The following is a 23,856-nucleotide window of genomic DNA, read 5'->3' as shown; positions in this document are numbered from 1 at the left end:
CACGACCGCCAAATATTACAATTGCCTTTCCATACAAGTCGCAACGGTGTCGGTTCGCGCTTTAACAGCTTGATCCGAAAGCGCATTTGCCGAGCCGTTTGCGCATGGGGCCGGTGGTAGAATAACCGGCTTATTTTTCGAAGTTCCCCTACGGAGAGACCAACGTGCCGTTCATTTCCAATGCCTTCGCGCAAGGTGCCGGTGGCGCCGAATCGAGCCTGATGAGCTTTCTGCCGCTCATCCTGATGTTCGCTGTGCTCTACTTCATCATGATCCGTCCGCAGATGAAGCGGCAGAAGGAGCACCGCAACATGCTCGCGGCCATGGCCAAGGGCGACGAAGTCGTCACGAGCGGCGGCCTCGTCGGCAAGGTGACGAAGGTCACCGAAGGCTACATCGGCGTCGAGATCGCCGAAGGCACTGAAATCACCGTGCAGAAGGCTGCGGTCACGACCATTCTGCCGAAGGGCACGATCAAGTCGCTGTAAGCCCTTCACCGAGCGTCCGGCTCCCCGCGCCGTGCCCGCCTGAGAGAGCGAGCCGCCGCGGCGCCGGACGCGACGCTTTCACGCCAACCACCCGTTCGGCCCCCTCATGAATCGTTATCCACTCTGGAAATATGTCGTGATGGTCGTGGCGCTCGCCATCGGCTTTCTGTACACATTGCCCAACTTCTTCGGCGAAGCGCCGGCGGTGCAGGTGTCGAGCGGCAAGGCCACGGTCAAGCTCGACTCGACCACGCTGACCCAGGTCGAATCCGCGCTCGCCTCCGCGCAGATCACGCCGGACGACGTCACCTTCGAGAACACGGCGACCAACGCGAACATTCGCGTGCGCCTGAAGGACACCGATACGCAGCTGCGCGTCAAGGACCTGCTGCAGAAGTCGCTGAACGCCGATCCGAACGATCCGCAATACGTCGTCGCACTGAACCTGCAGAGCGCGTCGCCGCGCTGGCTGACCGCCCTGCACGCGCTGCCGATGTATCTCGGCCTCGACCTGCGCGGCGGTGTCCACTTCCTGCTCCAGGTCGACATGACGGGCGCGCTCACGAAGAAGCTCGACTCCGACGCGTCCGACGCGCGCACGCTGCTGCGCGACAAGAACATCCGCGACGGCGGCGTGAGCCGCGTCGACCAGTCGGTCGTCGTCAACTTCAGCGATGCGCAAACGGCGGAAGATGCCCGCAAGGTGCTCGCGCTGTCGATCACCGAACTGCAATGGGCGACCCAGCCCGGCGGCGGCGGCACGCAGGTCGTCGGCACGTTCACGCCGGCCGTGCAGAAATCCGTCGAGGACGCCGCGCTCAAGCAGAACCTGACCACGCTCCACAACCGCGTGAACGAACTCGGCGTGTCGGAGCCGATCCTGCAGCAGCAAGGCAGCGATCGCATCGTCGTCGAACTGCCGGGCGTGCAGGACACCGCGAAGGCGAAGGACATCATCGGCCGCACCGCAACGCTCGAAGCGCGCCTCGCCGATCCGATCAACACGCACCCGAACCCGAACGACCCGGTACCGCCGGGCGAGGAACTGTTCACGCAGGGCATCCAGGCGCCGGTGCTGCTGAAGAAGGACGTGATCTTCACCGGCGACCGCATCATCGATGCATCGGCCGGTTTCGACGACCACCAGCGTCCGTCGGTCAACATCCGTCTCGACTCGGCGGGTGGCCGCTCGGTGCGCACGGTGTCGCGCGACAACATCGGCAAGCCGATGGCGATGGTGCTGTTCGAGAAGGGCAAGGGCGAAGTGCTGACGGTCGCGACGATCCAGTCCGAACTCGGCGACCGCTTCCAGATCACGGGCCAGCCGACGCCGCAGGCCGCGGCCGACCTCGCGCTGCTGCTGCGCGCCGGTTCGCTCGCCGCGCCGATGGACATCATCGAGGAACGCACGATCGGCCCGAGCCTCGGCGCCGACAACATCCGGATGGGTGTCCACTCGGTGATCTGGGGCTTCTGCGCGATCGCCGTGTTCATGATCGCGTACTACATGCTGTTCGGCGTCGTCTCGGTGATCGGCCTGTCGGTGAACCTGCTGCTGCTCGTCGCCGTGCTGTCGCTGATGCAGGCCACGCTGACGCTGCCCGGTATCGCGGCAATCGCACTCGCGCTCGGTATGGCGATCGACTCGAACGTGCTGATCAACGAGCGCGTGCGTGAAGAACTGCGCGCGGGCCAGCCGCCGCAGCTCGCGATCCAGGCCGGCTACGCGCATGCGTGGGCGACGATTCTCGACTCGAACGTCACGACGCTGATCGCCGGCCTCGCGCTGCTCGCGTTCGGTTCGGGCCCGGTGCGCGCGTTCGCGATCGTGCACTGTATCGGTATCCTGACGTCGATGTTCTCCGCGGTGTTCTTCTCGCGCGGGCTCGTCAACCTCTGGTACGGCGGCCGCAAGAAGCTGAAGTCGCTCGCGATCGGCCAGGTGTGGAAGCCGGAAGGCGCCGCAGCCGCCGCCTCGTTCGACGCGGCGGACGAATCGACCGACACCGCGCGCGCCGCGAAGCTCGCCGCCCCCACGAAGGGCAACGCGCCGCGCACCGGCAAGCCGCAGCTGCGCAACCGCGCGCAGCAAGGCGTGTCGCCGAAGAAACCGGGCTCGACCCAATAAGGCCCCGGAGACGAGACCATGGAATTTTTCCGCATCCGTAAAGACATTCCGTTCATGCGGCACGCGCTGGTGTTCAACGTGATCTCGCTGGTCACGTTCCTCGCCGCCGTGTTCTTCCTGTTCCACCGCGGGCTGCACCTGTCCGTCGAATTCACCGGCGGTACGGTGATCGAAGTGCAGTACCAGCAGACCGCGGAACTCGAACCGGTGCGCGCGACGCTCGGCAAGCTCGGCTACGCCGATGCGCAGGTGCAGAACTTCGGCACGTCGCGCAACGTGCTGATCCGGCTGCAGCTGAAGGAAGGCCTCACGTCCGCGCAGCAGAGCGACCAGGTGATGAACGCGCTGAAGGCGCAGAGCCCGGACGTCACGCTGCAGCGCGTCGAGTTCGTCGGCCCGCAGGTCGGCCGGGAGCTCGCGACCGACGGCCTGCTCGCGCTCGCGTGCGTCGTGATCGGCATCGTGATCTACCTGTCGTTCCGCTTCGAATGGAAGTACGCGGTCGCCGGCATCATCGCCAACCTGCACGACGTCGTGATCATTCTCGGCTTCTTCGCGTTCTTCCAGTGGGAGTTCTCGCTGGCGGTGCTCGCGGCCATCCTCGCGGTGCTCGGCTACTCGGTCAACGAGTCGGTCGTCATCTTCGACCGGATCCGCGAAACGTTCCGCCGCGAACGCAAGATGAACGTGCAGGAAGTGATCAACCACGCGATCACGACCACGATGTCGCGGACGATCATCACGCACACGTCGACGGAAATGATGGTGCTGTCGATGTTCTTCTTCGGCGGCCCGACGCTGCACTACTTCGCGCTCGCGCTGACGGTCGGCATCATGTTCGGCATCTACTCGTCGGTGTTCGTCGCGGGCTCGCTCGCGATGTGGCTCGGCATCAAGCGCGAAGACCTGATCAAGGACAAGAAGACCGCGCACGATCCGGACGATCCGAACGCGGGCGCGCAGGTTTAAGCAGCGCGTCGTTTCGGCAAACACCAAAAGGCCGGTCCACCAGGACCGGCCTTTTTTCATGCGAGGGCTGCGGCCGGATCGCGGCAGCCCCGCCGGGGCGTCGGCTACAATCGTCGGCGTCCCGCCCCCGCCACCCGTCCGAGACTGCGGCTTCCATGATGCCTCCCGTGCGTGCCGTTCTTCGCCTCGCCCTCTGCAGCGCAGCCGTCGCGGCGGTCGCCATGCCGTTCGCGCCGCCGGCCCGCGCGCAATCCGCCTCCGCCCCGCCCGCCGCGTCGCAGCCGTCGCCCTGCCCGCCCGACTGGGAACCGCAGCTCTGCGAACTGAAGGCGGCCGTCGAAGTACTGAAGAAGCAGCACCTGACCGACGTCGACATCGGCGCGCTGCTCGACGCCACCGTGCACGACGGCATGAAGACGCTGCCGTACGCGCGCTTCTTCAACGCGAAGGAGGAGCAGGAACGGCGCGACGACGAGCGGCGCGCGCGCGACGGCACACCGGCCATCGGGATCGTCTTCGAGACGCGACCCGACGGGCTGCACATCATCGACGTGATTCCCGACGCGCCCGCCGAGAAGGCCGGCGTGCGTCCCGACGATCTCGTGGTCGCGATGAACGACAGGAGCGTCGTCGGCATCGACAGCAGCGAGCTCGTGAAACTCGCGAAAGGCGACGCGGGCGTCCCGCTGAAGCTCACGGTGCAGCGCGGCCCGAACCATGCGGTGCTGAATTTCGCGCCCATGCGCGCGATCGTCAAACCGCATCCGGCGATCGCGAAGCGGCTGGCCGGCGACATCCTGTACACGCGGCTGTCGAGCTTTCCGGAACCGGCGGTCGGCGACTACATCGACGCGGTGCAGGCCGCGCGCCGCGCCGGCCCGCCGGTGAAAGGCATGATTCTCGACCTGCGCATCAACGGCGGCGGTGCGCTCAATGCGGCGATCGGCATCACCGCGCTGTTCGCGGGACGCGACCGCACCGCGATGGTGACGGTCGAGCGCGGCGACGCCAACCGCCGCCGCTTCTCGACCAACTGGCCCGACTACGAACTGCCGGTGATGCACGGGCAGGATCCGCTCGCGCCGCTGCAGACCGACGACTGGTGGCGCACCGTGCCGCTCGTCGTACTCGTCGACGGCCAGAGCGCGTCGGCCGCCGAAGCGACCGCGGCGGCGCTGAAGGATCTCGGCCGCGCGAAACTGCTCGGCATGCCGACCTACGGGAAGGGGCTCGCGCAGACCGGTGTTGACCTGATCGACGGCACGCGCCTGAATTTCACGTTCGCACGCAACCTGCGGCCGGACGGCTGCCCGATGGACGGCTACGGCGTCGTGCCGGACTGGCTCGTGCCGCCGCGCCGCGACTCGGACGTCGACGGCGTGCTGCTGTGGTACCGGGAAGCCGATCTCGCCCGCGCGCCGTATGCTGACCGGCTGGCGCCCGACCCGTTCGCGCACGTGCGCAAGGAACGGCAGGCACTGCGCGAGCAGCGCGTGCGCGCGAAGGTCGATACGTCGAAGAGCGCGGCGCTGCCGCAGCGCGCGTTCGGCACGGCCGGCGACTGGCAGTTGCAGCAGGCGCTCGCCGCACTCGCGGGGCGCCCCGTGCGGACCGTCGACGCGCCGGCGCAGCTGATGCCCGCGCAGCCCGTGTGCGAGCGCGGCGGCAACTGACGCGCCGCCTGCCCTGTCACCGGAACGTCACCGGAACCCGAACCGCCGGCGCAGCACGATCAGCGCCGCGAGGCTCAGCACGGCCGCGAACATCAGGTAGAAGCTCGGCGCGGTCTTCAGCCCGGTCGCGCGGATCAGCCACGCGATGATGAACGGCCCGAAGCCGCCGAAGATCGTCACCGCGACGTTATACGCGAGCGACATCCCGGTCGTGCGCGTCTGCACCGGGAACACTTCGGACAGCAGCCCCGGCAGCGCCGCGAAATAGCCGGTCATCAGGAACGCGAGCAGCACCTGCAGTGCGATCAGCGTGCCGAAGCCCGGATGCGCGACCAGATACGCGAACGCCGGATAGATCAGCACGAGGATGCCGATGGCCGGCGCGACCATCACGCGCACGCGGCCGTAACGGTCCGACCAGTGGCCGACGAGCGGCGCGAACGCCATCTGGATCACGCCGACCACGAGGATCGCCGCGAACGCCGCGGACGGCGCGAGGCCGAGCTGCTTCACGCCGTAGGTCGGCATGAACAGCACCAGATAGGTCGCGACGGTACCGAGCACGACCACGCCCATCGCGGCGACCAGGCGCGCCTTGTGCGACGCGAACGTGTCGCGCAGCGGGTTCGCGGTGCCTTCGGCCGCGAGGAATTCCGGCGTCTCGTCGACCTTCGTGCGGATGTAGTACGCGACGGGCCCGAGCAGCAGGCCGAAGAAGAACGGCACGCGCCAGCCCCACGCGGCCATCTGCCCGGCCGTGAGCTGCGCGTTCAGCACGGTGCCGAAGCCGGCGGCGAGCAGCGTCGTGAGCCCCTGGCTCGCGACCTGCCAGCTCGCGAAGAAGCCGCGCCGGCCCGGCACGTGCTCGGCGAGGAATGCGGTCGCGCTGCCGAACTCGCCGCCCGCCGAGAAGCCCTGCATCAGCCGCGCGGCGACGAGAATCACCGGCGCCGCGACGCCGATCGTCTCGTAGGTCGGCAGCACCGCGATGATCAGCGTGCCGACCATCATCAGCAGGATCGACAGCGTGAGCGCGGCCTTGCGGCCCGCGCGGTCGGCATACGCGCCGAGCACGATCGCGCCGAGCGGCCGCATGAAGAACGACACGCCGAACGTGCCGAGCGTGAGCAGCAGCGACACGGTGTCGTTGCCGGCCGGAAAGAACAGCTTCGCGATCGTCACCGCGAAGAAACCGTAGACGACGAGATCGAACCACTCGAGCGCATTGCCGATCGACGCGGCGACCACCGCGCGCCACACGCGCGGCGACGAGGCAATGGAACGGGACTGCGTGGCGGCATGCATCGGCGATCTCCTTGTCGTTGTACGTTCTGTTCGAGGCGGCCGCTTGCGGCACCGTCGGCCTGCCCGGCGCCGCGGGCGGCGCTCGGGCGATTATAGGCGCGCAAAAAAATACCGCCGCGCCCCCGGCAACGGGGACGCGGCGGTTGGCTCGCGCCGGGCTGCCCCGGCCGGAAACCTTACTGCTGCTTGATCGCTTCGGCCGTGATCAGCAGCTTCGTCTTCATCTTGAAGCCGTACTGCTTGCCGTAGTCGAGGCCGAAATCGTCGCGGCTGAATTCGCCGACCGCGTCGACGCCGCACACTTCACGCTTGAGCATCGGGTGCGGCATGCACTTGAACGAGTCGATCTTCAGCGTCACCGGCTTCGTGACGCCATGCAGCGTCAGGTTGCCGACCACCGAGACCGGCTTGTCGCCGTCGAACTTGATCGTGCCCTTGTAGTTCGCCTGCGGGAACTTCGCGACGTTGAAGAACTCGTCCGTCTGCAGATGCTCGTCGAGCTTCGCGCTGCCCGTGTGGATCGACGCGATGTCGGTCGTCACGTCGACCGTACCGGTCTTTGCCGCGCGGTCGAGCGTCACGGTGCCGCTCGACTTGTCGAACTTGCCGCGCCAGACCGACAGGCCGCCCATGTGGTCGCCCTCGAAGCTCGGGTACGTGTGAGCCGGGTCGAACTGGTACGTCGCGCTGTCGGCGAACGCCGAGAACGACAGCGAAGCGGCCAGCGCGCCCGCGGCGATCATCAGATGCTTTTTCAACTCTTTCTCCTTGGAACGGCGCCGCGCCCTCGCGCGGCATTCAGTGAGGTGACAGGCCGCCGCTTACTTCGTGGCGACGAGATGGAACTTGATCTGCACTTCGTCCGCGACGACCGACGTGTCCTTCCATTCGCCGGTGCCGACGTTGAACGTCGAACGCTTGATCGGCAGCACGCCGTCGAAGGTCTGCGTCGCGCCGCTCTGCGTGACGGTGACGGGCACCGTGACGGTCTCGGACTTGCCCTTGACCGTCAGCTTGCCGGTCACGTTGTACTTGTTGCCGCCCGCCGGCGCGATCGCCGACGACACGAACGTTGCCTGCGGGTAGGTCTTCGCGTCGAACCAGTCCTTGCCGGCGACCTGGTCGTTGTACATCTTGTCGCCGAGGTCATAACTCGCGACGTCGATCGTCATCTGGGCGCTGCCCTGCGCGGCCTTCGCCGCGTCGAACTTCACCTGCGCGGAAAACTTCTTGAACGCGCCTTCGGTCGGCACGTTCATCTGCTTCGACACGGCGGACACCTTGCTCTTCGCGAGATCGACATCGGCGAGCGCCGCGCCCGACGCGACAAGTGACACCGCGGCGAACGCGGTCAGCATGGAGCGGGAGAAAGACACTTTCATGGGATCCTTCATTTGGCAAAGGGAAGCATCCGCGACAGCAGGCCGTCGCGGTCCAACAGCTGGTGCTTGAGCGCGGCGACCACGTGCAGCGACACGAGCGCAAGCAGAATGTAATTCAAAGACACGTGGAGCGTCTTGAAGGTTTCCTTCAGCACCGGATCGGGGTCGATCAGCCGCGGCAGCGGCACGATGCCGAGGTAGACGACCGGGATGTTCGCCGCCGAGCTGTACAGGTAGCCCGTGATCGGGATCACCAGCATCAGCAGGTACAGCAGGAAGTGCACGCCGCTCGACGCCGCGCGCTGCCACGCCGGCGTATCGCCCGGCAGTGACGGCGGCACGTGGGTCGCGCGCCACAGCACGCGCACGACGGCCAGCACGAATGCCGTCACGCCGATCCACTTGTGCCACGAGAAGTACTTCAGCTTCGTCGGCGTGAAGCCGGGGATGTCCGTCATCACCCAGCCGAGCGCGAAGCCGCAGACGATCAGCAGCGCGATCAGCCAGTGCAGCGCGATCGCGGTCTGCGTATAGCGTACCGGCTTGGCCGGCAGCGAATTCGATGCCATCTTGGATTTCCTCAGTTCAGCGAACAGCCGCGCCGGTCACGAGTCCGACGCTTGTCAAGGGCGCCATGCTACCGCAACCTTTTGACGCGCGCGGACTCTGAGGACAGGCGTGCCAGCCGCCTGACGGTTTCCTGTCATGTTACCGCTCGGTCACTCAACATGCGATCGTTGACACGCCGAAAAAGGCCTTTTGGTAAGATTGGCGCGGGTTCCGGCCCCGTCGACGCGTCCCCCCGCCGTCGCACAACCGCATTTTCCATGCAACGAAACGACCTGATTGCCTGTCACGAGTGCGACGCACTGTTGCACAAACCGCGCCTCGGCGGCCGCGAAATCGCGCGCTGCCCGCGCTGCGACGCGCTGCTCTATCGCAACAGCGCCGCGCAGATCGAGCGGATCTGCGCGCTCGCGCTCGCGGCACTGATCACGTTCTCGATCGCGCAGGCGTTCCCGATCCTCGAAATGGATGTAAACGGCAACCGCGTGCAGACGACGCTGATCGGCGCGATCGACTCGCTGTGGCGCCAGGACATGGCGATCGTCGGCGTGATGGTGTTCTGCTCGACCGTGCTGTTCCCGCTCGTCGAGATGGCCGCGCTGCTGTACCTGCTGCTGCCGATCCGCCGCGGCGTCGTGCCGCCCGGCTTCAACCTGGTGCTGCGCGCGATCGAGCTCGTGCGGCCATGGGGGATGATCGAGGTGTTCATGCTCGGGATCCTCGTGACGATCGTGAAGATGGTGAGCCTCGCGCGCGTGGTGCCGGATGCCGCGCTGTTCGCATTCGCCGCGCTCACGCTGATGATCGCCGTCGTGCTGATGTTCGATCCGCGCACGCTGTGGGACATCGCCGACGACCTGCGCGCCGGGCGCTCGCCCGAACCGCCGGCGCAACCCGACGACGCCGCGCCGCTGCCCGAGGCCGCCCGCCGATGACGACACCGACCGCCGCCCGCGAAGGCTACGCGAGCTGCCACTCGTGCGGGCTCGTGCAGACGCTCGACCGGCCGCACGCGCATTGCGCCCGCTGCGGCGCCGTGCTGCATTTCCGCATCCCGAACAGCATCATGCGCACGTGGGCACTGCTGCTCGCTGCCGTGATCCTCTACATTCCCGCGAACCTGCTGCCGATCATGCGCACGTCGTCGATCGTCGGTTCGCAGGAAGACACGATCATGAGCGGCGTCATCTATTTCTGGGTGTCGGGCGACTGGCCGCTCGCCGTCGTCGTGTTCGTCGCGAGCATTCTCGTGCCGATGCTCAAGCTCGGCGTGCTGACGATCCTCGTGATCAGCTCGCAGCGCCGCTCGCCGTGGCGACCGATGCAGCGCACGCGCCTCTACCGGATCGTCGAGCGCATCGGCCGCTGGTCGATGCTCGACATCTTCGTCGTGACGCTCACCGTCGCGCTCGTTCATTTTCGTTCACTCGCCGTCATCACGGCCGGCCCCGGCGCACTTGCGTTCGGCTCGGTCGTGATCCTGACGATGCTCGCGTCGATGCAGTTCGATCCCCGCCTGATCTGGGATCCAGTCGAAAACTCAGGAAATCTCAATGAATAGTCCACAAGGCCCGCAGCACGACGCGCCCCGGCCGCCCGATCCGACGATCTCGACGAAAAGCGGCTGGCTGCCGTCGCTCGTCTGGCTCGTGCCGCTGATCGCCGCGCTGATCGGCATCGGCCTCGTGATCAAGTCCGTGCGCGAGCGCGGCCCGGAAATCACGCTGAGCTTCCACACCGCCGAAGGGCTCGAGCCCGGCAAGACCCAGGTCAAGTACAAGGACGTCGAGATCGGCACGGTCAAGACGATCAAGCTGTCGAAAGACCTGTCCCGCGTGCTCGTCCAGGTGCAGCTCAAGAAGGAAGCCGAGGACTTCGCGGTCAAGGGCTCGCGCTTCTGGATCGTGCGTCCGCGCATCGGCGCGACCGGCGTGTCGGGGCTAGGCACGCTGCTGTCCGGCGCGTACATCGGCGTGGACGCCGGCCGCTCGCAGGATTCCCAGACCGACTTCACGGGCCTCGAGACGCCACCGGCCGTCACCGGCGACCAGAAAGGCACGCAATACGTGCTGCGCGGCGATTCGCTCGGCTCGGTCGACATCGGCTCGCCCGTCTATTACCGCCGCGTGCAGGTCGGCCAGGTGGTCGGCTTCTCGCTCGACAAGGACGGCACGGGCGTCACGTTCAACGTGTTCGTCAACGCGCCGTACGACCAGTACGTCGGCGTGAACTCGCGCTGGTGGCAGGCGAGCGGCGTCGACCTGCGGCTCGATTCGAGCGGCCTGAAGCTGAACACGCAGTCGCTCGCGACGGTGATCCTCGGCGGCATTGCGTTCCAGACGCCGCCGAACCAGGGCAGCGGCACGACGGCGCCGAACAACACGACGTTCCGCCTGGCTTCCGACGAAGGCGACGCGATGCGCGACCCGGACGGCCAGCCGCTGCAGGTCGTGATGAACTTCAACCAGTCGCTGCGCGGGCTCGCCGTCGGCGCGACGGTCGACTTCCGCGGCATCGTGCTCGGCGAAGTGACGAATATCGGCATCGACTTCGATCCGAAGTCGAAGAACTTCATGATGCCGGTGACGATGAACGTGTATCCGGAGCGCCTCGGCCGCCGCTTCCGCGAATCGATCGAGAGCAAGGGCGAACCGGCCCGCCGCGAGATCGTCGAGCGGCTCGTCCAGCACGGGCTGCGCGGCCAGCTGCGCACCGGCAACCTGCTGACGAGCCAGCTGTACGTCGCGCTCGACTTCTTCCCGAAGGCGCCGGCCGCGAAGCTCGACACGTCGCGCCAGCCGCTCGAACTGCCGACCGTGCCGAACACGCTCGACGAACTGCAGCTGCAGGTCGCCGACATCGCGAAGAAGCTCGACAAGGTGCCGTTCGACCAGATCGGCGCGAACCTGAACAGCGCGCTGTCGAACGCCGACAAGCTGTTCAAGCAGCTCGACACGCAGGTCGCGCCGGAAGCGCGCGACACGCTGTCGGCCGCGAAGCAGACCTTCTCGACCGCCGAGGCGACGCTGCAGCAGGATTCGCCGCTGCAGTCCGACGTGCGCGGCGCGCTGAAGGAACTCACGCGCACGCTGCAGTCGCTGAACGCGCTCGCCGACTATCTGGAGCGTCACCCCGAATCGCTGCTCAAGGGCAAGCCTGGAGATCAACAATGACGACACGCGTGAACGGTTTCGCGAGCGGCGCGGCGGCGGCCATCGCTGCACTCGCGCTCGCCGCGTGCAGCTCGCCGCCCGCGCGGTTCTACACGCTCAGCCCGGCCGACGCCGCAGCGCCGGTACGCACCGCGCCGGCCAACCCGGCGTTCCTGATCGAGGTGCCGTCCGTCGGCGTGCCCGAGCAGGTCGCGAAGAACCAGCTGGTCGTGCAGAAGAACGCCGCGCAGGTCGACGTGCTCGAGCAGGAACGCTGGGCGTCGCCGCCCGCCGACGAGATCCGCCGCGCGCTGTCCGACGATCTCGCCGCGCAGCTCGGCACGATCGACGTCGCGAATTCCGCGTACCCGGCCGGCGTGCCCGTGTATCGCGTCAGCGTGAACGTGCAGCGCTTCGAGTCGTGGCCCGGCAAACGCGCGGCGGTCGACGCCGTGTGGAGTGTCCGCTCGCTCGGCACGCAGGCCGTGATGACCTGCCGCACGAGCGTCGCGGAACCGGTCGCCGACGGCTACGACGCGCTCGTCGCCGGCCACCGGCGCGCGCTCGACGTGATTGCCGCGCAGGCCGCGGCCGGCGTGCGCGCGATGGCCGCACGCCGCGGCACGACCGCGCCGCAGACCGGCAGCAAGACGGCCGCCGCGCCGGTCGTGCCGTGCCCGGCCAACCCGACGTCGGGCAGCGACGGCGCGACGGGCAAGTCCGGCGCATAAGCGCGCGGCGCGCAGGCGAACGTCCGAAGCGGCGCTCGTCCGCGCGGCTGCGTCCGGCCCGGTGCGGCCGATCGCGATCGCCGGCAGCCACCGGCATGACCCGGCCGCAGCCGGCCTCGCCCCGCCTTCATCGGCCGAACGGCCGGTTTGCATTGTTTGTCAAAGTCGGCCGGAACCGGCGCCAATCAACGCGGTCGGCTTGCGTTTTCCGGCCCGATTGACGATCCTACGCACTTTCAGGCTCGCGCCGCCCGTCGGGCGCGCCAGTCAGCGGCGCCGGGCCGCGTTCGGCCCGACCGCCGTGCCTCCCGGCGCCTGCACGCGATCGGCGTGCATCGCAGCGGGGCAGCCGCATCGCGGGTCGCCGCGCATCGTCCGGCAACCGGCCCCGTCTCACCCGTTCTCCCCGGCGCCGTGCCGATTTCCCGGCAGGCATCCCGAACCCGCCCGTCCAGGGCTTTCGCTATTCCGTTTATGTTTCGTTCCCTGACGACCCTGATCAAGAAGTGGCGCGCGTCGCGCAATGCCGGTCACCAGCTCGATGCGCTGCTCGCGCACGCCGATGCCGATGCGTCGTATGCCGAGCGCAGCGAATGGCTGATCGAACTCGCGCACTGGCTGCGCCGCGGCGGCACGATGCAGGCCACGCAGGAAGCCGCGGCCGATCGCGACGCCGATGCGCGCGCGTATCCGGCTCATGCTCGGCTGCGCTACCTGTTCCACGTGCTCGATCGCAACCCCGCATGGAAAGCGCACGCGGCGCGCATCCTGCGCGGCGTCCTGCGCGATTGCGACGGCATCTCGCTGCTGTGCGACGCCGGCATGCCCGTGCACTCGGGCTTCTTCGGCGCGCTGTTCGAGCGGATCGACTCGTCGCTGATCCCGCCCGCGCCGAACCGCCGCGAGCTGTCGGCGCTCTTCACGCTGATGTTCCCGACGCCCGACGACGTGCAATGGATCGACGCGCTGCCCGACGACCTGCTCACGCGCCTCGCCGACCTGATCTCGTTCGACGTCACCGACGAGGAACGCCACGAGCCCGGTTCGTTCTCGCGCGACCTGCTGGCCGCGCTGCACAACCTGACCTGCCAGATCAGTTCGACCGGCCTGTCGCAGACGGTACGCAGCCGGCTGTCCGACGACGATGCGCGCAAGCCGCTCGAAACGCAGCCGTTCTACCGCCTCACGCGCGCGATGCTCGCGGTGGAGACCGCGCACGCGGCCGTCGAGGACGGCGGCGACCCGAGCAAGCTGCTGCATGAAGTGAACTACCTGCGCGTGCTGCTCGACGAATGCCGGATCGCCGTCGACGACGTGTTCTCGCACCTGTACCGCAACGGCGTATCGGTCGACATCGTGTTCCAGGTCGAGCGGATGCGCATGCGCATCCTGCGTGCCGAGACGCTGCTGAACGCGTGGATGGCACGCGACGACCTGCACGGGATGGCGCGCCTGACGGCCGAACTGGTCGACGCGAACCAGAACAGCCAGAGCGTGACGCACCTCGTGCGCAGCAACTTCTCGCTGTTCGCGCGCAAGCTGGTCGAGACCAACGCGGACACCGGCGAGCACTACATCTCGCGCGGCCGCGCCGAGTACCTGAAGATGCTGCGGATGGCCGCGGGCGGCGGCCTCGTCACCGTCGCGACCGTGTGCGTGAAGTTCGCGATCACGGGTGCGCACCTGCAATCGATGCTCGAAGGGCTGCTCGCGGGCGTCAACTACGCGGCCAGCTTCATGCTGATGCACTTCCTGCACTTCACGCTCGCGACCAAGCAGCCCGCGATGACCGCGCCGACGCTCGCCCGCGAACTCGACGACACCGGCCACGACGAAGGCGTGAAGACGTTCGTCTCGTCGGTGATCGCGCTGATCCGCACGCAGGCGGCCGCGATTTCCGGCAACGTGCTCGTCGTGCTGCCCGTGTGCCTGCTCGTGCAACTGTTCGCGGGCAACGTGCTGCACGCGAACCTGATCTCGCCGGAGAAGGCGCACGCGACGCTGCACTCGTTCTCGCTGCTCGGACCGACGCCGTTCTACGCGGCGCTGACCGGCGTGCTGCTGTGGGCGTCGAGCCTGCTCGCGGGCTGGGCCGACAACTGGTTCGTGCTGCACCGGGTCGGCGACGCGCTCACGTACAACCGCCGGCTGCGCCTCACGCTCGGCGCGGCCGGCGCCGCGAAGCTCGCGCACTTCTGCCGCTCGAACGTCGCCGGCGTGGTCGCGAACGTCGGCCTCGGCCTGATGCTCGGCCTGATTCCGGCGATCGTCACCGTGTTCATGTTCCCGTTCGAGGTGCGGCACGTGACGCTGTCGGCCGGCTCGATCGGAATCGCGCTCGGCGTGCTGGGCAAAGATGCGCTCGGGACGCCCGAGCTGTGGTGGGCCGGCGCCGGCGTGCTCAGCATGGCGATCCTCAACGTGCTCGTGAGTTTCGCGCTCGCGTTCACGATGGCCGTGCGTTCGCGCAGCCTGCGCCCGACCAAGGTGCGCGCGCTCGTCGCCGCGATCGTCCGCACGATGCTGTCGAATCCGCTCGCGCTGTTCTGGCCGGCCGGCGGTCAGGCCACGCGCGCCGGTCAGCCGGGCTCGCATTGAGCCTGCGGGCCGGTATGGCGGTGCCCGGCCGGGTGCCGCCACACCGGCCTCCCGGCACGCAATCGCGGCCGTCGCGCGCTCGTCGCCGCGCCGAAACGCGCCGCCCCGCGACGCAACCCCGGCCCCGGTCGCCCGCGCCGCGTACAATAGTGGACTTTTGCACGTCTTCCCCCGCCTTATGTCCTCGCCCACCCTGTACGAATTCTTCGCCCCCTGCCCGCGCGGCCTCGAAGCGGCGCTTGCCGCCGAGCTGGCCGAAATCGCCGGCCGACACCTGAACGGCGCGCCGTTCACCGCGGGCGCGCAGGTGCCGGGCGGCGTCCATTTCAGTGGCGGCTGGGCGGCCGGCATGGCCGCGAACCTCCATTCGCGAATCGCGAGCCGGGTCCTGCTGAAGATCGCGCACCGCGCGTACCGCAACGAGCAGGACGTCTACGCGCTCGCGCTCGAGCAGCCGTGGGAGCGCTGGTTCGCGGCAACGCAGACGCTGCGCGTCGACATCACCGCGATCAAGTCGCCGCTGAAGAGCCTCGAATTCGCGACGTTGCGCGTGAAGGACGCGATCTGCGACCGGATGCGCGACAAGACCGGTGCGCGCCCGAGCATCGACACCGGTGCGCCGGACGTGCGCGTGTTCGCGTTCCTGACGGCCAACGAATGCACGCTGTACCTCGACACTTCGGGTGAGCCGCTGTTCAAGCGCGGCTGGCGCCTCGACAAGGGCGCGGCGCCGCTGCGCGAGAACCTCGCGGCCGGCATCCTGCGCCTGACGGGCTGGACGCCCGGCACCGCGCTGTACGACCCGATGTGCGGCAGCGGCACGTTCCTCGCCGAAGCCGCGCAGATCGCGCTCGGCGTGGCGCCCGGCGTCGAGCGCCGGTTCGGCTTCGAGAAACTCAAGCAGTACGACATCACCGCGTGGCAGGGCCTGAAGGTGCCGGCGCTGGACGCGAAGCGCGCGGCGCGCGGCAAGCGCGCCGACGCGCTCGGCGTGTACGGCAGCGACATCTCGGGCGACATGCTCGAGAAGGCGCGCGCGAACCTCGAGCGCGCGGGCGTGCCGTCGGTGTGGCTCAAGCAGGTCGACGCACGCGGGATGACGCCGCCGTGCGACGGGCCGGGCATCATCCTCGCGAACCCGCCGTACGGCGAGCGGATCGAAGTGCGCGGCCGCAGCGCGCGCGGCGAGGTGCGCGAAACCGGCCGCAACCGCGGCAACGATGACGCGTTCCGCCGCACGCATACCGACGCGCCGGACAGCGAGTTCTTCAACGCGCTCGGCGATGCGCTGAAGCAGCGCTTCACGGGCTGGCAGGCATTCCTGCTGACGTCCGACCGTTCGCTGCCGGGCCAGCTGCGGCTGCGCGAATCGGCAAAGACGCCGCTGTTCAACGGCGCGCTCGAATGCCGGCTGTTCCGCTTCGACCTGATCGCCGGCAGCGTGAAGGCGCGCCCGGCCACGCCGGAAGGCGACGCGTAAGCAACGCAAGCGCGCGGGGCCGCCATCGCGGCGCCCGCGCGCGCCTCCCCCCGGCGCCGGTCAGTGCTTCGACTTCGACCAGCGCGCCATCGTGAACGGCAGCGCCTGCCCCGTCTCGAGCAGCGTCTTCAGGCTCGACAGCACGACCGGCCACCCGCCGCGAATCCCGCGATCCATCTCCGAACCGGCCACGAGCCCGTCGTGCGTGACGGTCAGCTTCACGACGCCCTCGAACGGCTCGACGAGATAGGTCACGCGCGATTCCTCGCCGTCTCCTGACGGCGTACGCCACGTGACGACCAGCCGGTGCGGCGGATCGTTCTCGACCACTTCGCCGACGATGTCGACGCGCGACGGATCGTCGTAGTCCTGATGCTCCCACCGCGAGCCCGGCCGCCAGTCGGGCGACGCGTTGCGATGCCGCACCCAGTAGTCCTTCGTCAGCTCGGCATTGGTCAGCGCGTCGAACACGCGTTCGGGCGTCGCTGCGATGAAAGTCACGTACACAAAAGCGGGATTACCCATCGTCGTCTCCTGTCTCGCGGGCCGCTTCCAGCCCGCGCTTGAGATCCGCCAGCGCCTGCAGGCGCTGACGTTCGAACTTGCCGATCCAGCGTTCCGCGATGTCATGGATCGGCACCGGATTCAGGTAGTGCAGCTTCTCCCTGCCGCGCCACGCGGTCGCGACGAGGTTCGCGGCCTCGAGCAGCGCGAGATGCTTGCTCACGGCCTGCCGGCTCATCGCGAGCCCGTCGCACAGCTCCGACAGCGTCTGGCCGTTTTTCGCATGCAGCAGGTCGAGCAACTGGCGGCGCGTGGCATCGGCCAGCGCCTTGAAAACAAGATCCATGCCGCTCCCGGGTCAACGGCTTTATTATGCAACCAAACGGTTGCATGTCAAGGGTGACAACTCTACTGACAATACGGTGTCAGCAGGCCGCGATCACACTGCAATCCCGGCGCAATGCAAGGCTGGTTTCCACACAGAACCCGAACGAACAAGGAGCTCGTCATGACGTCCGCAACTGCCACCGCAACCCTCGAGCGCGCGATCGCGTGGTTCGACATTCCGTCCCTCGATTTCGACCGGGCGATCCGCTTTTACGAAACCGTGCTGCAAACGACGCTGCAGCGCGAAGTCATCGGCGGCGTGCCGATGGCCACGTTCGATCGCGATGCGTCGAGCACGGGCGGCAGCATCGTGTTCGATCCGCAGCAGATGAAGCCGAGCGCGAACGGCGTGCTCGTGTACCTGAACGCCGGCGAGTCGGTCGTCGCGGCGCTCGAACGCGCGAAGCGCGCGGGCGGCATCGTGCAGGGCACGGTCGTCGAACTGCCGAACAACTACGGCTATATCGGCTACCTGATCGATACCGAAGGCAACCGCGTCGGCCTGCACGCGCCGAAATGCCATTGAGCGCATCGGCCATCGGGCCGGCGCGGCGCTATCATCGCGAAGTCCCCGTTGCCGAAGGAATCGAGGTGCTGCCATGACGCGCCGTGCCGACCGCCTGTTCCAGATCGCCGAGCTGTTGCGCGGGCGTCGTCTCACGACCGCGCAGCAGCTTGCCGACTGGCTGTCGGTGTCGCCGCGCACGGTCTATCGCGACGTGCGCGACCTGCAACTGTCAGGGGTGCCGATCGAAGGCGAAGCCGGCATCGGCTACCGGCTGAACCGCAACGCGAGCCTGCCGCCGCTCACGTTCACGGCCGAGGAGCTCGCGGCACTCGCCACCGGCGCGCGCATGCTCGAAACCTGGGGCGGGGCGCGCTTCGCGAGCGGCGCCCGCTCGGCGCTCGCGAAGATCGCATCGGCGATGCCGGCCGACAAGCGCACGGCGCTCGACCGCCTGCCCGTGTTCGCGCCGTCGTTCCACATCGACGAGACGTTCTGCGCGAAAGTCGACGCGATCCACCAGGCCATCGACACGCGCCACGTCGTCAGCTTCGGTTACCGCGACCGCCTCGGCGCACATTCGCAACGCCGCGTGTGGCCGCTCGGGCTCGTCTACTGGGGCGGCCGCTGGACGATCGGCGCGTGGTGCGAGCTGCGCGACGATTTCCGCACCTTCGACATCGCGCGGATGGGCGACATCTCCGTGCACGAGCAGTTTCCTGACATGGAAGGACGGCGGATCGCCGACTACATGCGGATCGCGGAAGCGCCGATGCGCTGACGCGGCACGACGGCGGGCGCGCACCACGTGCGTGCCGCGCGCCGCCGCCGTTTGTTCCCCGCCTCGCCGTTCCTACCCGCCGAACACCACCGGCCGCTTCGGCCGCTCGTCGACGTGCAGCGAAAACACGTCGGCGCGCGCGTAGTGGCCGACGACGTCGAAATCGTAGCGCGCACGCACAAGCTCGTCGGTATCGATACGTGCGGTCACGAGCCCGGCCTCGCCGATCAGCGGCTCCGTCAGCAGGTCGCCGAGCGGCCCGACGATCACGCTGCCGCCGCGGATCAGCGGCCGTTCGGGATCCCAGCCCGGCACGTCGATACCGAGCGCGCGCGGCGACGGCTGCACCTGGCACGCGCTCACGACGAAGCAGCGCCCCTCGTGCGCGATGTGCCGCATCGAGCTCTGCCACAGGTCGCGCTCGTCGACGGTCGGCGCACACCAGATCTGCACGCCTTTCGCGTACATCGCGCAGCGCAGCAGCGGCATGTGGTTCTCCCAGCAGATCGCGGCACCCGCACGCCCTGCGGCCGTGTCGACGACCGGCAGCGTCGAGCCGTCGCCCTGCCCCCAGATCAGCCGCTCGGTGCCGGTCGGCATCAGCTTGCGGTGCTTCGCGACGAGCCCGTCGCGCGGATCGAAGAACAGCGCGGTGCAGTACAGCGTGCTGCCGCCGCGCTCGATCACGCCGACCACGAGACTCGCGCCCGTACGCTGCGACAGCGCGGCCAGCTCGTCGGTTTCGGGCCCCGGCACATCGATCGCCTGCGCGGCGTAGCGCGCATACGCATCGCGGCCTTCGGGCAGCCGGTAACCGAGCCGCGTGCCGAAGATCTCGCCTTTCGGATAGCCGCCGAGCACGGCCTCGGGCAGCACGACGAGCGACGCGCCGCTGTCGCGGATCGCGGTTTCGTAGCCGAGGATCGTATCGAGCGTGGCGCGCGTGCCGGCGGGCGATGCGCCGATCTGCAGCGCGGCGATGACGGATGTGGACATGAGGGCGTCTCCGGTGAATGGGATGTCGCCATCTTTATCGATAAGATGTCATCGATCAAATCGATAAAACGATAACTGTCATGAATGCGGATGATATCGCCGGCCTCGACCTGAACCTGCTGAAGGTATTCGAGGCGCTGTACGAGGAAGGCGGCGCAAGCCGCGCGGCGCTGCGGCTCGATCTCACGCAGTCGGCCGTCAGCGCGGCGCTCGCGCGGCTGCGCGTGATCTATGCCGATCCGCTGTTCGTGCGCACCGGCCGCGGGCTCGCGCCGACGCCGCGCGCGGACGAGCTGAAGCCGATCCTGTCCGATGCGCTCGACCGCTGCCGCGAAAGCCTCGCGATCGCCGCCGACAGCGGCGACCGCGTCGGCCGCACGATCTCGATCGGGCTGTCGGACGACTTCGAGATCGCGCTCGGCCGCCCGCTGATCGACGCGGTCGCGCGAGAGGCCGCCGGTATCCGGCTGATCTTCCGGCAGACCCACAGCGGCATCGCCGGCGACGCGCTGCTGCGGCACGGCGTCGATCTCGCGATCGCGTCGGGCGGCTTCTCGGCGAACGGGCTCAGCCGCCGCGCGGTCGCGACGGGCGGCTATGCGTGCCTGATCGATCCGGCCGCCCGCGCGCGGCCGCCGCGCACGCTCACGCTCGCCGATTTCCTGCGGCGCGACCACCTGCTCGTGTCGTCGGGTGGCGTGATCGGGATCGTCGACGAGGCGCTGGCCGCGCTCGGCCACAAGCGCCGCGTCGCGGCATCGACCACGCATTTCGCCGCGTTGCCGTACCTGCTCGCCGGCTCCGACGCGGTGGCGACGATTCCCGCACACGCGGCGCGCGCGATCGCGCAATCGACCCCGCTGCGCGCGCTCGCGTGCCCGGTCGAACTGCCGCGCTATCCGGTCGAAATCGGCTGGCGCACGAGCACGCAGCGCGACCCGGCGATCGTGCGCGTGCGGGACACGATCGCCGCCTGCGTCGCGAACCTCGTCGCACCATGAAAATGTATGGTCAGCCTGTTTTTTGCAACCTTGGACAGTGACTAAGATAGAAAGGCTTGCGCTAATGTATCCGGGCTCGAAATGGGCGCGGATCGCGCCCGGCCCTCGATGAGAAGCCGCGCCCGACAGGCCTTAAAAAAGCGTCAGTCTGCGAGACTGAATTTCATGTCAGGTTTTCTGTCGGGCCGTGAGCCGATTGTCTTCATCACGGATCAGAGGTCGCAAAAGCAGGCAGGTACTTCGATCAGGCGATAGCCGGATGAGCCCGGTACTCGCCGCCCCTGGCCAGAATCGCCCATACGATTCTGGCCATTTTGTTGGCTAGCGCGCAGGCGACAACGTTGCCATGACGGCGACGCAGCAGCGCTTGCACCCAGATACCCAATGCATCGGTACGGCGCTCGACGTAACGCATGACGGCTCTTGCGCCTTGAATCAGCAAACATCGCAGGCGCTTGTCGCCTCGCTTGCTGATACCGAGCAAGGTCGGGCGTCCTCCCGTCGAATGCTGACGAGGTACCAACCCCAACGAAGCAGCGAAGTCGCGAGCACGTTTGAACGCATGCACATCACCGGCCATCGCCAGCAGATTGCTGGCCGTGATCGGACCGACTCCGGGGATCGTCATGAGCCGCTGCCCCGCGTTGTCCTCAGCGAGTTGGCGCTTGAGTTCGCCGTCGCACTGGGCGATCTCCTCGCTGAGTTGGCCATATCGCCGATGCAAGCGCTGCAGGATCGCCACCAGCCGGGGCGGCAGTGTCGATGCTGGATCATCGAGCAAGATTGGCAGGCGGGTAATGGCAAGCGCGCCGACCGGCAAGCTGATACCGAATTCGAGTAGGAACGCGTGAGCCTGGTTGACCGTGGCGGTGCGCTCGCTCACCAGTGCTTCGCGTACTCGATGCAACGCCATCAGTGCCTGCTGATCCGGCGTCTTAATTGCCACAAAGTGCATGCTGGGGCGAGAAGCGGCCTCGCAAATTGCTTCGGCATCGGCGAAGTCGGTCTTGTTGCCCTTCACAAAGGGGCGGACAAATTGCGGCGCGATCAGGCGTACCTGATGCCCGAACACCTGCAGTTTGCGCGCAAGCCAGTGCGCACCCGCGCAGGCCTCCATGGCGATTGTGCTGGCTGGACAACCCGCCAGCAAAACCAGCAACTGAGTACGCGTCACCTTCTTGCGCCAGACTTCGTGACCGTGACGGTCCTGCGCATGTAGAAAGAAGCAGTGCTTGCCTAGATCGATCCCGATCAACGTCGCGGTGCCCATGATGATCTCCCAGAAAGGAAACGGCCCGATCAGCGTACGCTGATCGGGCCGTTTCGGTCAGGCTGACCATCTCATTAAAGCCCGACCGGCTTGCGCCGGTCGGGCCGTTCCGGGCGAACCGCCCGCGAATCGAAGCAGGCGGACGCGTTGCCGGTACGCGCGTTACTCGACGGACTTCACCATGTCCTCGATGACCTTCTTCGCATCGCCGAACACCATCATCGTCTTGTCCATGTAGAACAGGTCGTTGTCGAGGCCCGCGTAGCCGGCCGCCATCGAGCGCTTGTTGACGATCACCGTGCGCGCCTTGTACGCCTCGATGATCGGCATCCCCGCGATCGGCGATTTCGGATCGTTCTTCGCGGCCGGGTTCACCACGTCGTTCGCGCCGAGCACCAGCACCACGTCGGCCTGGCCCATCTCGCCGTTGATGTCCTCCATCTCGAACACGATGTCGTACGGCACTTCCGCTTCCGCGAGCAGCACGTTCATGTGGCCCGGCATCCGCCCGGCAACCGGGTGGATCGCATAACGCACGTCGACGCCCTTCTCGATCAGCTTGTCGGTCAGCTCCTTCAGCGCGTGCTGCGCGCGGGCGACGGCCAGCCCGTAGCCCGGCACGATCACGACCGATTCCGCGTTACCGAGCATGAACGACGCATCCTCGGCCGAACCCGACTTCACCGGGCGCTGCTCCTGCCCGCCCGCCGCACCGCCGGCCGCCGCCTCGCCGCCAAAGCCGCCGAGGATCACGTTGAAGAACGAACGGTTCATCGCGTGGCACATGATGTACGACAGGATCGCACCCGACGAGCCGACCAGCGAGCCTGCGATGATCAGCATCGCGTTGTTCAGCGAGAAGCCGATGCCGGCCGCCGCCCAGCCCGAGTACGAGTTCAGCATCGACACGACCACCGGCATGTCCGCGCCGCCGATCGGGATGATGATCAGCACGCCGAGCACGAACGCGATCGCCGTCATGATGATGAACGGCAGCCACGCCTGCGTGATGACGAACAGGATGCCGAAGCCGAGCATCGCGATCGCGAGCATCAGGTTGATCAGGTGCTGGCCTGCGTACACGACCGGCGCGCCCTGGAACAGCCGGAACTTGTACTTGCCCGACAGCTTGCCGAACGCGATCACCGAACCGGAGAACGTGATCGCGCCGACGAACGTGCCGATGAACAACTCGACGCGGTTGCCGTACGGGATGAAGTTCGCCGCGACGGCGTCCTGCGGCACGAGCCCGAACGCTTCCGGCTCCGACACCACCGCATACGCGATGCACACGGCCGCGAGACCGATCAGCGAGTGCATCGCCGCGACGAGTTCCGGCATCTTCGTCATCTCGACGCGCGCGGCGACGAATGCACCGACCCCGCCGCCGACGATCAGCGCACCGAGCACCAGTGCAAGGCCGAGCGGCAGGTTCGCGCCGAGCCAGGCCGCCTGCTTGACGATCAGCGCGACCGTCGTGAGGATCGCGATGGCCATCCCGACCATCCCGAACAGATTGCCGCGCCGCGCGCTCTTCGGGTTCGACAGGCCTTTCAGCGCCTGGATGAAGCACACCGAGGCGACGAGGTACAGCAGCGTAACGACGTTCATGCTCATCGCGCGCCCTCCTTCGCCGCCTTCGGCTCCTTCTTGCGGAACATCTCGAGCATTCGCCTCGTCACGAGAAAGCCGCCGAACACGTTGACGGCCGCGAGCGCGACCGCGAGCGTGCCGAAGAACTTGCCGGTCACGCCGACGGTGAGCGCCGCCGCGAGCATCGCGCCGACGATCACGATCGCCGAGATCGCGTTGGTCACGGCCATCAGCGGCGTATGCAGCGCCGGCGTGACGTTCCAGACGACGTGGTAGCCGACGTACACCGCCAGCACGAAGATGATCACGTTGATCACCGTGTGATTGATGACTTCCATGGTCTCCT

Annotated in this window: 23 protein-coding genes; 13 read left to right on the top strand and 10 right to left on the bottom strand. The window is 67.6% G+C overall.

The genetic code is table 11. The features are described 5' to 3' along the window. The first annotated feature begins 164 nt into the window (after nucleotides 1–164). The 4 genes from yajC to ACN22W_RS03555 all read left to right on the top strand — a co-directional run bounded on the left by yajC (nucleotide 165) and on the right by ACN22W_RS03555 (nucleotide 5,258). On the top strand, nucleotides 165–488 hold the full coding sequence (yajC, locus tag ACN22W_RS03570; protein ID WP_006476868.1) for a preprotein translocase subunit YajC: 324 nt from the start codon (nucleotides 165–167) through the stop codon (nucleotides 486–488). Between the two features lie 106 nt (nucleotides 489–594). Beyond that, nucleotides 595–2,616, top strand: a complete 2,022-nt coding sequence (secD, locus tag ACN22W_RS03565; protein WP_419686257.1) for a protein translocase subunit SecD — start codon at nucleotides 595–597, stop codon at nucleotides 2,614–2,616. Between the two features lie 18 nt (nucleotides 2,617–2,634). Then, the gene (gene secF / locus ACN22W_RS03560; protein WP_048250793.1) at nucleotides 2,635–3,585 is read left to right on the top strand and encodes a protein translocase subunit SecF; all 951 of its coding nucleotides are present in this window, start codon (nucleotides 2,635–2,637) and stop codon (nucleotides 3,583–3,585) included. A gap of 158 nt (nucleotides 3,586–3,743) precedes the next feature. Next, nucleotides 3,744–5,258, top strand: coding sequence for a S41 family peptidase (locus ACN22W_RS03555; RefSeq protein ID WP_419687364.1), 1,515 nt, complete (start codon nucleotides 3,744–3,746; stop codon nucleotides 5,256–5,258). A 27-nt stretch (nucleotides 5,259–5,285) separates the two neighbouring features. On the opposite strand, the gene ACN22W_RS03550 is transcribed toward ACN22W_RS03555, so the two are convergent. The 4 genes from ACN22W_RS03550 to ACN22W_RS03535 all read right to left on the bottom strand — a co-directional run bounded on the left by ACN22W_RS03550 (nucleotide 5,286) and on the right by ACN22W_RS03535 (nucleotide 8,514). Next, nucleotides 5,286–6,563, bottom strand: coding sequence for an MFS transporter (locus ACN22W_RS03550; RefSeq protein WP_419686255.1), 1,278 nt, complete (start codon nucleotides 6,561–6,563; stop codon nucleotides 5,286–5,288). A gap of 176 nt (nucleotides 6,564–6,739) precedes the next feature. Further along, nucleotides 6,740–7,321, bottom strand: a complete 582-nt coding sequence (locus ACN22W_RS03545; protein ID WP_129513745.1) for a YceI family protein — start codon at nucleotides 7,319–7,321, stop codon at nucleotides 6,740–6,742. A 63-nt stretch (nucleotides 7,322–7,384) separates the two neighbouring features. Further along, a complete protein-coding gene (locus tag ACN22W_RS03540; protein WP_419686254.1) occupies nucleotides 7,385–7,945 on the bottom strand; it encodes a YceI family protein in 561 nt (186 codons plus the stop codon). Between the two features lie 8 nt (nucleotides 7,946–7,953). Next, nucleotides 7,954–8,514: a cytochrome b gene (locus tag ACN22W_RS03535; protein WP_193097649.1), complete on the bottom strand. Its 561-nt coding sequence runs from the start codon at nucleotides 8,512–8,514 to the stop codon at nucleotides 7,954–7,956. 258 nt (nucleotides 8,515–8,772) lie between these two features. On the opposite strand from ACN22W_RS03535, the gene ACN22W_RS03530 reads away from it, so the two are divergent. From ACN22W_RS03530 to ACN22W_RS03505, 6 genes are all read left to right on the top strand, one after another. Further along, a complete protein-coding gene (locus ACN22W_RS03530; RefSeq protein ID WP_048250782.1) occupies nucleotides 8,773–9,447 on the top strand; it encodes a paraquat-inducible protein A in 675 nt (224 codons plus the stop codon). Further along, on the top strand, nucleotides 9,444–10,073 hold the full coding sequence (locus tag ACN22W_RS03525; protein WP_129513741.1) for a paraquat-inducible protein A: 630 nt from the start codon (nucleotides 9,444–9,446) through the stop codon (nucleotides 10,071–10,073). The genes ACN22W_RS03530 and ACN22W_RS03525 overlap by 4 nt, the downstream gene beginning before the upstream one ends. Further along, nucleotides 10,066–11,685 (top strand): intermembrane transport protein PqiB, encoded by a 1,620-nt coding sequence (locus ACN22W_RS03520; protein ID WP_419686251.1) that lies wholly within the window; start codon nucleotides 10,066–10,068, stop codon nucleotides 11,683–11,685. Before ACN22W_RS03525 ends, ACN22W_RS03520 begins: the two co-directional genes overlap by 8 nt. Continuing rightward, nucleotides 11,682–12,395 carry a PqiC family protein gene (locus tag ACN22W_RS03515; protein WP_419686249.1) on the top strand — a complete coding sequence of 238 codons (714 nt, stop codon included), beginning with the start codon at nucleotides 11,682–11,684 and terminating at the stop codon, nucleotides 12,393–12,395. The genes ACN22W_RS03520 and ACN22W_RS03515 overlap by 4 nt, the downstream gene beginning before the upstream one ends. A gap of 474 nt (nucleotides 12,396–12,869) precedes the next feature. Beyond that, nucleotides 12,870–14,993, top strand: coding sequence for a site-specific recombinase (locus tag ACN22W_RS03510; RefSeq protein WP_419686247.1), 2,124 nt, complete (start codon nucleotides 12,870–12,872; stop codon nucleotides 14,991–14,993). Nucleotides 14,994–15,171: 178 nt separating this feature from the next. Continuing rightward, the gene (locus ACN22W_RS03505) at nucleotides 15,172–16,473 is read left to right on the top strand and encodes a THUMP domain-containing class I SAM-dependent RNA methyltransferase (protein WP_343492950.1); all 1,302 of its coding nucleotides are present in this window, start codon (nucleotides 15,172–15,174) and stop codon (nucleotides 16,471–16,473) included. Between the two features lie 60 nt (nucleotides 16,474–16,533). Here ACN22W_RS03505 and ACN22W_RS03500 read toward each other — a convergent pair whose 3' ends face one another. Both ACN22W_RS03500 and ACN22W_RS03495 read right to left on the bottom strand, forming a co-directional pair. Beyond that, complete coding sequence (locus ACN22W_RS03500; protein WP_419686246.1) at nucleotides 16,534–16,998, bottom strand: SRPBCC family protein; 465 nt, start codon at nucleotides 16,996–16,998, stop codon at nucleotides 16,534–16,536. Further along, nucleotides 16,991–17,323 (bottom strand): ArsR/SmtB family transcription factor, encoded by a 333-nt coding sequence (locus tag ACN22W_RS03495; RefSeq protein ID WP_129513735.1) that lies wholly within the window; start codon nucleotides 17,321–17,323, stop codon nucleotides 16,991–16,993. Before ACN22W_RS03495 ends, ACN22W_RS03500 begins: the two co-directional genes overlap by 8 nt. A 162-nt stretch (nucleotides 17,324–17,485) precedes the next feature. On the opposite strand from ACN22W_RS03495, the gene ACN22W_RS03490 reads away from it, so the two are divergent. Both ACN22W_RS03490 and ACN22W_RS03485 read left to right on the top strand, forming a co-directional pair. After that, nucleotides 17,486–17,890, top strand: coding sequence for a VOC family protein (locus ACN22W_RS03490; protein ID WP_048250823.1), 405 nt, complete (start codon nucleotides 17,486–17,488; stop codon nucleotides 17,888–17,890). Between the two features lie 73 nt (nucleotides 17,891–17,963). Next, nucleotides 17,964–18,650: a helix-turn-helix transcriptional regulator gene (locus ACN22W_RS03485; protein WP_419686244.1), complete on the top strand. Its 687-nt coding sequence runs from the start codon at nucleotides 17,964–17,966 to the stop codon at nucleotides 18,648–18,650. Between the two features lie 72 nt (nucleotides 18,651–18,722). Here the strand turns inward: ACN22W_RS03485 and ACN22W_RS03480 are convergent, their stop codons facing one another. Further along, nucleotides 18,723–19,646 (bottom strand): carbon-nitrogen hydrolase family protein, encoded by a 924-nt coding sequence (locus ACN22W_RS03480; protein ID WP_048250772.1) that lies wholly within the window; start codon nucleotides 19,644–19,646, stop codon nucleotides 18,723–18,725. Nucleotides 19,647–19,726: 80 nt separating this feature from the next. On the opposite strand from ACN22W_RS03480, the gene ACN22W_RS03475 reads away from it, so the two are divergent. Further along, a complete protein-coding gene (locus ACN22W_RS03475) occupies nucleotides 19,727–20,647 on the top strand; it encodes a LysR family transcriptional regulator (protein ID WP_419686242.1) in 921 nt (306 codons plus the stop codon). A 244-nt stretch (nucleotides 20,648–20,891) separates the two neighbouring features. Here ACN22W_RS03475 and ACN22W_RS03470 read toward each other — a convergent pair whose 3' ends face one another. From ACN22W_RS03470 to ACN22W_RS03460, 3 genes are all read right to left on the bottom strand, one after another. Then, entirely contained in the window at nucleotides 20,892–21,917 is a 1,026-nt protein-coding gene (locus ACN22W_RS03470; RefSeq protein ID WP_419686240.1) for an IS110 family transposase, read from the bottom strand. 162 nt (nucleotides 21,918–22,079) lie between these two features. After that, a complete protein-coding gene (locus ACN22W_RS03465; RefSeq protein ID WP_419686239.1) occupies nucleotides 22,080–23,534 on the bottom strand; it encodes an NAD(P)(+) transhydrogenase (Re/Si-specific) subunit beta in 1,455 nt (484 codons plus the stop codon). After that, nucleotides 23,531–23,848 (bottom strand): NAD(P) transhydrogenase subunit alpha, encoded by a 318-nt coding sequence (locus ACN22W_RS03460; RefSeq protein WP_129513733.1) that lies wholly within the window; start codon nucleotides 23,846–23,848, stop codon nucleotides 23,531–23,533. Before ACN22W_RS03460 ends, ACN22W_RS03465 begins: the two co-directional genes overlap by 4 nt. Nucleotides 23,849–23,856: the final 8 nt, after the last annotated feature.

The sequence above is a fragment of the Burkholderia theae genome (assembly GCF_048565265.1).
GTDB classification, from domain to species: domain Bacteria; phylum Pseudomonadota; class Gammaproteobacteria; order Burkholderiales; family Burkholderiaceae; genus Burkholderia; species Burkholderia theae.
Note: the sequence above shows the minus strand (reverse complement) of the source record. Positions and strands in the feature narration are given on the sequence as shown.